Origin of the sequence: Fodinibius salipaludis (assembly GCF_002287075.1) — a bacterium.
GTDB classification, from domain to species: domain Bacteria; phylum Bacteroidota; class Rhodothermia; order Balneolales; family Balneolaceae; genus Fodinibius; species Fodinibius salipaludis.
This window is the reverse complement of record NZ_NSKE01000018.1, coordinates 1-8766: the sequence shown is the minus strand read 5'-3', so window position 1 is coordinate 8766 and position 8766 is coordinate 1. Positions and strand designations below refer to the sequence as shown.

Annotated in this window: 9 protein-coding genes and 1 pseudogene; 8 read left to right on the top strand and 2 right to left on the bottom strand. The window is 40.5% G+C overall.

Going from position 1 to position 8766, the window contains the following annotated elements; all coding sequences use genetic code 11:
* Positions 1-223 (top strand): hypothetical protein (locus CK503_RS16185; protein WP_176466334.1); only part of this gene is annotated, 223 nt, incomplete at its 5' end.
* Between the two features lie 139 nt (positions 224-362).
* Here the strand turns inward: CK503_RS16185 and CK503_RS15720 are convergent.
* Positions 363-1232 (bottom strand): annotated as a pseudogene (locus CK503_RS15720) (IS110 family RNA-guided transposase); the annotation flags it as partial.
* Positions 1233-1639: 407 nt separating this feature from the next.
* Here CK503_RS15720 and CK503_RS15715 point away from each other — a divergent pair.
* The 4 genes from CK503_RS15715 to CK503_RS15700 all read left to right on the top strand — a co-directional run bounded on the left by CK503_RS15715 (position 1640) and on the right by CK503_RS15700 (position 5522).
* Entirely contained in the window at positions 1640-2206 is a 567-nt protein-coding gene (locus CK503_RS15715; protein ID WP_095607791.1) for a hypothetical protein, read from the top strand.
* A 4-nt stretch (positions 2207-2210) separates the two neighbouring features.
* Positions 2211-2708: a CIA30 family protein gene (locus CK503_RS15710; protein WP_095607790.1), complete on the top strand. Its 498-nt coding sequence runs from the start codon at positions 2211-2213 to the stop codon at positions 2706-2708.
* A gap of 135 nt (positions 2709-2843) precedes the next feature.
* Entirely contained in the window at positions 2844-5228 is a 2385-nt protein-coding gene (locus tag CK503_RS15705) for a glycoside hydrolase family 31 protein (protein WP_095607789.1), read from the top strand.
* An 84-nt stretch (positions 5229-5312) separates the two neighbouring features.
* Entirely contained in the window at positions 5313-5522 is a 210-nt protein-coding gene (locus tag CK503_RS15700; RefSeq protein WP_095607788.1) for a hypothetical protein, read from the top strand.
* 471 nt (positions 5523-5993) lie between these two features.
* Here the strand turns inward: CK503_RS15700 and CK503_RS15695 are convergent, their stop codons facing one another.
* Complete coding sequence (locus CK503_RS15695; RefSeq protein WP_095607787.1) at positions 5994-6839, bottom strand: carboxypeptidase-like regulatory domain-containing protein; 846 nt, start codon at positions 6837-6839, stop codon at positions 5994-5996.
* Positions 6840-7039: 200 nt separating this feature from the next.
* On the opposite strand from CK503_RS15695, the gene CK503_RS15690 reads away from it, so the two are divergent.
* The 3 genes from CK503_RS15690 to CK503_RS15680 form a co-directional block, all read left to right on the top strand.
* Positions 7040-7795 carry an alpha/beta fold hydrolase gene (locus tag CK503_RS15690; RefSeq protein ID WP_095607786.1) on the top strand — a complete coding sequence of 252 codons (756 nt, stop codon included), beginning with the start codon at positions 7040-7042 and terminating at the stop codon, positions 7793-7795.
* 48 nt (positions 7796-7843) lie between these two features.
* Complete coding sequence (locus CK503_RS15685) at positions 7844-8374, top strand: DinB family protein (RefSeq protein ID WP_095607785.1); 531 nt, start codon at positions 7844-7846, stop codon at positions 8372-8374.
* Positions 8375-8434: 60 nt separating this feature from the next.
* On the top strand, positions 8435-8766 hold a 332-nt coding region (locus tag CK503_RS15680; RefSeq protein WP_176466333.1), incomplete at its 3' end, for a transposase.

The window sequence follows — 8766 nt, the reverse complement described above, 5'->3', positions numbered from 1 at the left end:
GATGCGATCCTGTATGACGATGGTCGCCCGTTCGGTGAGTCATCACCATGAGCGGTTTGCCTGCTACAAACAACGAAAACTCAATGAAGGGAAACCGTGGCCAGTGGTTCGCAATAATCTAATCAACAAAATGATTAAAATTATCTGTGCTATCTGGAATAGTGGCCAAGCCTACCAAAAGGATTATACATCCAGGTTTGACAAGCAAAAAAGTGCGGCATAACACTTGACAAAGTCATAGCATTCAAGCGGACACACCTCGCCAATTCTTTGCCGCTCTTGGTTTTAAAATTCATCTTTCGTTAGTTGCTAATTCAACAGTAATGCGTGTGCAGCTTATGCGCAATGAACTGTGTTCAAAGTCAAGCAGCTAATGCTTTTTCTTTTGTAAAAGGTTCACATTTGCTCCCGACAGCAAATGCCTGTCGCAGCAGCTTATGAGCAATGGCTACCTTAATCACTTTTTCTGGTTTTCCTTTTTGCTTTAGTCGATCATACATTTTCTTGCAGGCCGGGTTACTACGTTTAGCGGACCAGCTGCACATATATAGCAGCTTTCGAAGTTGTGGACAACCCAATTTGCTAATACTTCCGTGTCCCTTGACTGATGAGCCAGATTCCCAGATCCTCGGGCAAATGCCCACGTAGCTGGCCAGCGTTCTGGCGCTATCGAAGCGACCGAATCCATCGGTCACTGTTACCAGTTCAATTGCTGTTTTCTTGCCAATGCCAGGGATGGTTAAAAGCGCTTCCATCACCTGCTCGTAATGCTTCTCAGCCAATGTTTCCATGCGACGATCAATGCGGAAAATGTTTTCTTCTATCTCCTTTTGCATCTTCCGGTTCAGCTCATTCACCATGGGCTCAATATCTTTATTCTGGTTAAATGCTTCGGCCTGACCGGTAAGAATGGCTTTCTGCCGCAGTAGCCCTTCCCGCATGCTCATGAGCTTTTTTAGGGATTGTCGGGCCTTAGAGGGCGGACACCACAGCTCCGGTTGTTGATCAATACCATATTGGGCAATTAATCCGGCATCTTTGGGGGCTGTTTTAGTTCGGGTCAGTTTCATCTGTCCATAACGTCGGACTACAAGGGGATTTACGACACTGACTGTTAACCCTTGCTCATATAAATAGCTGGCCAATCCCAGGTAATAAGGGCTGGAGGCTTCCATAATAACATGGACGTCCTCATTGATTATCCAATCTTTTAATGCTTTCCATCCGTTGTGGTTGTTGTCAACCTTCTATGCTGTTGTTGTTGGGAGCAAAAGCAGTCAACCCATTCTTTGGAAATATCTATACCAATAGTGTTCATAGCTTCCTATATTTACATTCGAAGTGAAGAAGGTTTCCGTGTCCAAATCCATCCTACATACTGGCTCGAAGCCTACTGTGGCTGCCGGTGGTTACACGGGTGGTGGCAAATGGGCGGGGCAATCATTGCGCTCGAGCTCTATGGCTCAATGTCGTCTTACTGGTTCCCTGCCCGCCACCAACCTTCCGTTTGATGGAATATCTGCTAATTAAAAATACCAGGCAATACCAAGTGCTTTAAACATAGGATGTCGTTATAGGGTCTAATATTTCTTACACTATACACAACTTTATTTAAATAAATCTCAAAATTTCTAAAGTAATGTCGCTTCATAAAATTACGACTTTCGTTCTCAAATGGATTGCTGTTTTTATGATGTTGGGTATCACAGGAACTGCTTATGGGCAACATGATATGCATCAAAATAACACCCCACTTACCGAACCTGGAAACGATGTTTTCGGAACTATTCAGGAAGTAGTCCAAAAACTTGAAGCAAACCCTGATACTGATTGGTCGGAGGTTAATTTGGAAGCTTTACGCCAACACCTGCTTGATATGAAGGCTTTTACAGAAGAAGTGGAAGTAGTTTCCAAGCGAGAGATTGAAAATGGCGTTGAAATTATGGTTAAGCCCAATACAGAACGTGCTGAGGATGCATTAAACAGATTACTTAAAATGCATCCGACCATGCTTAAAAAGGAGAAAAGCTGGGACATGCAGGCCGAGAAGAATGAAGGTGATTGGATTGTGAGGTGCACGACTGATATTGCATCCGAAGTAAAAAAAATTCGAGCATTGGGATACATTGGGTTATTGGCTGAGGGAGCCCATCATCAACGTCATCACTGGATGATTGCAACGGGTCAGACAAACATGGAAAATTAGTGATATGCGGCAACAGATTATCTTTGAATTTAATAAGAATGCCAGCCTTCAAAATTGGAAAATTGTAGATGATGTGGTGATGGGGGGCCGTTCGCAGGGAGAAATCAATCTTAGCCCAGAGGGCTACGGGCGATTTAGCGGAACTGTATCACTGGAAAATAACGGAGGTTTTTCATCGGTTCGCTTTTTACCTGTTGGTCTGGAAGTGGATCCGCAAAATAAAATAAACATTCGATTAAAGGGGGACGGTAAACGATATCAGTTCAGGATAAAGCACGATCAGCAGTCTTCCCATTCATATGTCACTTATTTTGAAACCACCGGTGAGTGGCAGGAAATGACCATTTTACTCAATGATTTATATCCTACTTTTCGGGGCCGGCGATTAGATCAGCCGAACTATAATCACGATATCATCCAGGAACTTGGCTTTTTGATCGGCAACAAGAAAGAGCAGGATTTTGAGCTGATGATTGATAAGATTGAATTAATTGAACCATGATCATTTCTTAATTGCCGAAGTTCACAAATTTATTAAAGTGATAGGATCGGGCCAGCAAAAAGTATTGGTACTGTGGATTAAATAATCCTACCTTCAAACTCAGTAATCAATAAATATTCACCCAGGTATAAGTTGATGAGGAAAGTACTATTTCTGCTTCTGTTGGTCTTCAATGTTCAGTCCGCACTTTCCCAGTCCGTTGATCGTGAATTTAAGGGTATATCCGAAAAAGAAAATCATTATGAGATTCACGTCAGTGACGGTACCTATCGGTTGGTATTTTATTCATCAAATATTGTAGAAACCTCTTTTATACCGAATAATCAAAAGTATAAGGATGAATCTCATGCCGTGGTTATGGATCCTCAGGAGGTAAAGGTGAGCGTTACCCAGTCAGATTCGTTTGTGAAGCTTTCATCTCCAAGTATATCGGTTGAGATTCGAAAGTCGCCCTTGCGGATATCCTATTATAAGGATGATAGCTTACTTATTTCGGAGAAGAATGGTTTTCAGAAGGATTCATTAAAAACAATAGATTTTAATATATCCGAAGAAGAGGCCTTATACGGTGGTGGAGCTCGGGCACTGAATATGAAAAGGCGTGGACACCGGTTGGAGCTTTACAATAAAGCACATTATGGCTATGGTGAGAAAAGTGAGCTTCTCAATTACACCATGCCAGTAGTTTTATCCTCTAAACAATATTTGGTGCATTTTGATAATGCCCCGATCGGTTATTTGGATATGGACAGCCAAGCAAATAATACGCTTGCATATGAAACAATCACTGGACAAATGACTTACCAGATAGTTAGTGGTAGTTCATGGATGGATGTTATTGATCACTATACGGATCTAACAGGTAAACAACCGATGTTGCCGCGCTGGGCGATGGGGAATTATTCAAGCCGATTTGGCTATCATTCGCAGAAAGAAGTGTTGGAAACTGCTAATCTGTTTGAGAAAGAACATATTCCACTCGATGCTATTATTTTAGACCTCTTTTGGTTTGGAAAGGAGATGAAAGGAAATATGGGAAATTTTGAATTTCATGCGGATTCCTTTCCAAGGCCGCAGCAGATGATTAGTAATTTACAGCATGATAATATAGAGACTATTTTAATTACAGAACCTTACGTACAAACGACATCCAAACGTTGGGATGAAGCTGTTGAGGAAGAGGTGTTAGCTAAAGATTCATTAGGTCAACCACTTACCTTTGATTTCTTTTTTGGCAATACCGGTATTATTGATGTGTTTGATCAGCAGGGATACAATTGGTTTAAGAATATTTATAAAGAATTACTTGGAATGGGTGTTACCGGAATATGGGGTGATTTGGGGGAGCCGGAAGTACATCCCGAAGAAGCAGTCCATGCCACCGGAACGGCTAACGAGGTTCATAATATTTACGGACACCAATGGGCGAAATTAGTGGATGAGGCTTTTCATGAATACGATTCAAATATGCGTCCCTTTATTTTAATGCGTGCCGGATATTCCGGTTCTCAGCGCTATGGTATTATTCCGTGGTCGGGCGATGTATCTCGCAGTTGGGGTGGTCTGCAAAGTCAGCCCGAAATTTCGCTACAGATGGGGATGCAGGGCATTGGATATATGCACAGTGATTTAGGTGGTTTTGCGGGAGCTAATCTGGATGACGAGCTATATGTCAGATGGATGCAATACGGTGTTTTTCAACCGATCTATCGTCCACATGCCCAGGAAGCCGTCCCGAGTGAACCTGTATTCCGAAGTGACAGCACTAAAGCATTATCAAAAAAAGCGATTGAGCTGCGCAATCAACTGTTACCGTATAATTATCACTTAGTGTATCAGAATCATACAACCGGGGCACCGCTGATGCGTCCGCTGTTCTTTGAAGAGCCGGAAAATGAATCATTATATCATTACGATGATGCCTACTTATGGGGAAATGATTTTCTGGTAGCACCGGTTGTCAAATCTGGTCAAATAGAAAAGGAGGTATACTTCCCGGATGGATCAAATTGGTATAATTTCTATACGGATGAAAAATACCATGGCGGCCAAAGAAAGACTGTTGCCTTAAATGATACTACTATCCCTATCTACGTTCGAGGAGGTGCATTTATTCCGATGACTGGTCCGGTGCAAAACGCAAAGGAATACACCGGCGACGATTTGATTTTACATTATTATGCCGATGAAGATGTCAATTATTCAACTTCGGAGATGTATAATGATGATGGACTGACAAGAGGAGCTGTTAAAAAGGAAAAGTATGAGTTGCTAACATTTGAAGGAGCAAAAGATCAAAATAATCTAAATTTCTCGTTTCGAGCTGAAATTGGTGAGAAGTATACTTCATCAGAAAAAAATATTGAGTTGATTATTCATAATGTAAATAACCGGCCTAAAAAAGTAACGGTTAACGGAGAAAGAGTTTCTATAAACTGGGATCAGAAAAATAAACGGGTAAGTATTCCAATCCTTTGGGATACAAAGGAAAACAGTATCAATAAAAATAGATCAGACTAAATAGAAAATTTGAATATTAACAGATATTATCGATAATACTTTTATACTATATCTAACAGAGAACATTAATAATTGCGGTTCGTTATGGATTTTATTGGGGGATTATTAGTAGATTTAAGTTTATTAGGTGGAATTTTACTATTCATCATGAGTTTGTTTAAGAAGTACAGGGAGTATCGATATAAAATGATAATTCTTGGATTAGTATTAATTGTTATTTGGTGGGTATTTATTGATACCGCTTCATTACAGGAGGCCTTCCAACAAGGAAAAGAGGTGGCCCAAGGCATATAATGATTACATATTAAGGTTTAATCCATTTGCAACGCGGTGTTTAGTTGGTAAAAAGCAGTTGAATCGGGGGGGGATAAACCGTTTGGTTCGGTACTGGTTTAGAAAGTAAATGAAGTGTTTTTTGAAGATCGCAATCGTGTAAATACGAAAGATGATCCACTCGATATCTGGAATTTGCAATGGCAAGAGGGGTTGCTAAAACCTTAATCCAAAAGAACAAGTTTATCGATGGTTTACACCTCGGGAGGATATTATCTATATGTGCCACGGCCGAGGGATGAATAGAATTGAGATGAATAGTGTATATCAGCGCCTTTTAATAATTAACTAACTATTAAATTAATATGATGTGAGCTCTTCCGGTACTGCTGTTAAATATTGAAGTAGAGTAATCAGTACCGAAATTGGCGGTTAAGGTAAAAGAGTTACATCGTTCGTTTCGTCATCGGTAAAGAACTGATGATAGTCAATCTAATATTCTACTTTAACACTGTAAATCAAATCGGTGGATGATTTTTTCCATTCAGCCAAGGAGTGGTGACGAATATAGGTATCCGACTTAAAAAATGGGTTCGTAGCAATCATGGGAATAACCCGCTCATCCTGCGGTGTTAACCATTCAAATACAACAAAAAATTCCTGGGAGTCCATATACAGATCTTGATCCCGAAAGTCACATGTTGCCCATCCCTTCTGTGTGGTTGTTGTTATAGCTACTTTTTTTGGGATAAGAAGATGCGCCGGCATACCTGTCTCGGGATCTACTTCTGTAAGACCGCAGCGAATATGAACAGGAGTATTGGTATTTCTTTTTAGAAAGATGCGGGAATAAAGGATATGTAACGGTAACTGTTTATCCCAGTTAATTTTAAAAGCAAAGGCGGCACCGAGTCGTTCAGGATGGGTACGAATACCTAAAGATGCACTCAATATGGGAGGGAATTTCTTGCCGATCCACTTGGTTTTTTGTTTTCTGTCTGTAATCGTTATTGATTCCATCTGGTAGGTTTTGGGAGCAAGATGAATGATGATATCTTGATTACTTTTAATTGAGGGAATAGCATATTTTTTTGTTTGAAACCCAATAGCTGAAATTTGTAGCGTATCTTTTTGTAGTTCTTGTGATAGGGTTAGTGAAAACGAACCATCCATGCGTGATGCTGTACCGATGTTGAGATCGGGGATCCCAATACTTGCAAGAGGAATCGGATTATTATTTTCTGATTCAACGACTGTACCCTCAATCGTAAATGATGGTTGAGCAATAGAAATGTTCTGGAAAAAGAGGAATAATATGAGTGAAATAATAAATCTCATAGTAAAAGAGATACGCAATAAGAGATATGAAAGTTGCAGATCGAGAAATTTATAGACTGTTTAAAACAAGAATTGATATACAATCTTTAATAAATAATGATATTATCTTAGAACATTGCTATATAAAAAAGAGTTTAAAAGTAGGATCATCCTGATTATTTCAGTACCCAATGTCTAATATGAGTTTAACGTAGATTATCATGAATAATAGAGAGAACATACCATTAATATTGCTTCACGGTGCACTGGGTACGTTGGAGCAATTTAATTTTTTAATTCCTGACCTAAAAGAACACTTTGAAGTTCATCGCCTTAATTTTGAAGGTCACGGCGATGCCGGTCCTACGGACAGTCTTTTCCGGATATCATATTTTGTAGAAAATGTGTTAGGATATATGGATGAGCACGAGATAGAACAGGCTTATTTTTTTGGGTACAGTATGGGCGGATATGTTGCGTTGGTTTTAGCAAAAGATTATCCCGAAAGAGTAAAAAGGGTGGCAACACTGGGAACCATAATGCAGTGGGATGAAGCAATAGCAGAACGGGAGTGTAAATATCTGCATCCCAATAAGATAAAAGAAAAAGTGCCGCATTTTGCCAAGCAGCTTAAAGAACGACATTTGTCCGGATGGGAACGTGTGGTTAACAGCACCCGGGATATGCTGCAGTATCTGGGCGTACATCCGGAAATAAAATCGGAAGAATGGAAATATATAAACTGTCCCCTGCGATTCCATGTGGGGGATGGGGATACTACGGCGGGACTCAGTGAGACAGTTGAAATTTTTCAGAAAACAGATAATGCTGAGCTGATGGTTTTACCTAAAACCGATCATCCTATTAGTGAAGTGGATAAAGAATTATTGGTAAGTTCAATGGAATTATTTTTCAGAGAACTTAATAAGCCCGATCCCAATGGACAGGCTCAGAAAAAGAATGGCAGCAGAAATTAATGATTAATAAATGACCAAAGATTTAAATCCCAATAAAAAGGATCTGTTATGAAAAAATGTAAAGGAGTTTTGTTATCGATATTAGTGGTATTGTGTTGGATACAACCACTCCAAGCACAGGAAACCAATAATTTCAAGGATCAGTTTAACGGGCATTTTGATTATGCCTCCCGGGTACTTGCACTGGCGGAAGCAATGCCCGCTGAAAAATATTCTTGGCGTCCTGACGATGGGGTAATGTCTGTAGAAGAGGTATATACTCATATTGCGCGCTACAATTATTATTACCTGGAGAGTTCATTTGGGATTCCTGCTCCTGATGACGTGGATGTAGAAAATATTGAGTCCATAACAGGTAAGGAAAAAGTGGTGGATATCCTGAAGCGATCCATAGAGCATGTTAAAGGAGCAATTGAAGAAATGCCGGATTCCAAGCTACAAGAAGAAACACAAATGTACGGCAATACCGTAAACGGTCAGGCGGTGTTACTGCAGCTGATTACCCATAAAAGTGAGCACGTGGGACAATCAATAGCTTATGCACGAATGAATGGTATCGTTCCGCCGTGGAACAGATGAGAGTGTAAATCTAACTCTGTCTAGGTTTGGTAACTTAAAACTTACTAACTTAGGCAAATCATGACACAAAAAGAACTAGATAAACTGCAAGAAAAAGCCTTGGCTCAACTTAAATCAGGAGAGTCATTGTTTGGAAAGGATGGAGCCTTCGCTCCGATGCTCAAAAGCTTCATTGAGTCGGCCCTTCAGGCCGAGATGGAAGCTCATTTGGACGACGAGCAGCGCAAAGGTGGCAACAAACGCAACGGCAAAGGCCGCAAAACGATTAAAAGTTCAGCGGGGGCTTTCGAGATCGACACCCCACAGGATCGTCAAAGCAACTTTGATCCGCAGCTAATCAAAAAGCGGGAGACCGTGTTGGCCGACAGCCTCTCTGGCAAGATTATCGGCCT

Bases quoted from the DNA above. Each gene is read 5' to 3' on its own strand.
- CK503_RS15705 (WP_095607789.1), top strand. From the start codon at position 2,844: ATGAGGAAAGTACTATTTCTGCTTCTGTTGGTCTTCAATGTTCAGTCC.
- CK503_RS15690 (WP_095607786.1), top strand. From the start codon at position 7,040: ATGAATAATAGAGAGAACATACCATTAATATTGCTTCACGGTGCACTG.
- CK503_RS15685 (WP_095607785.1), top strand. From the start codon at position 7,844: ATGAAAAAATGTAAAGGAGTTTTGTTATCGATATTAGTGGTATTGTGT.
- CK503_RS15695 (WP_095607787.1), bottom strand. From the start codon at position 6,839: ATGAGATTTATTATTTCACTCATATTATTCCTCTTTTTCCAGAACATT.
- CK503_RS15715 (WP_095607791.1), top strand. From the start codon at position 1,640: ATGTCGCTTCATAAAATTACGACTTTCGTTCTCAAATGGATTGCTGTT.
- CK503_RS15700 (WP_095607788.1), top strand. From the start codon at position 5,313: ATGGATTTTATTGGGGGATTATTAGTAGATTTAAGTTTATTAGGTGGA.
- CK503_RS15710 (WP_095607790.1), top strand. From the start codon at position 2,211: ATGCGGCAACAGATTATCTTTGAATTTAATAAGAATGCCAGCCTTCAA.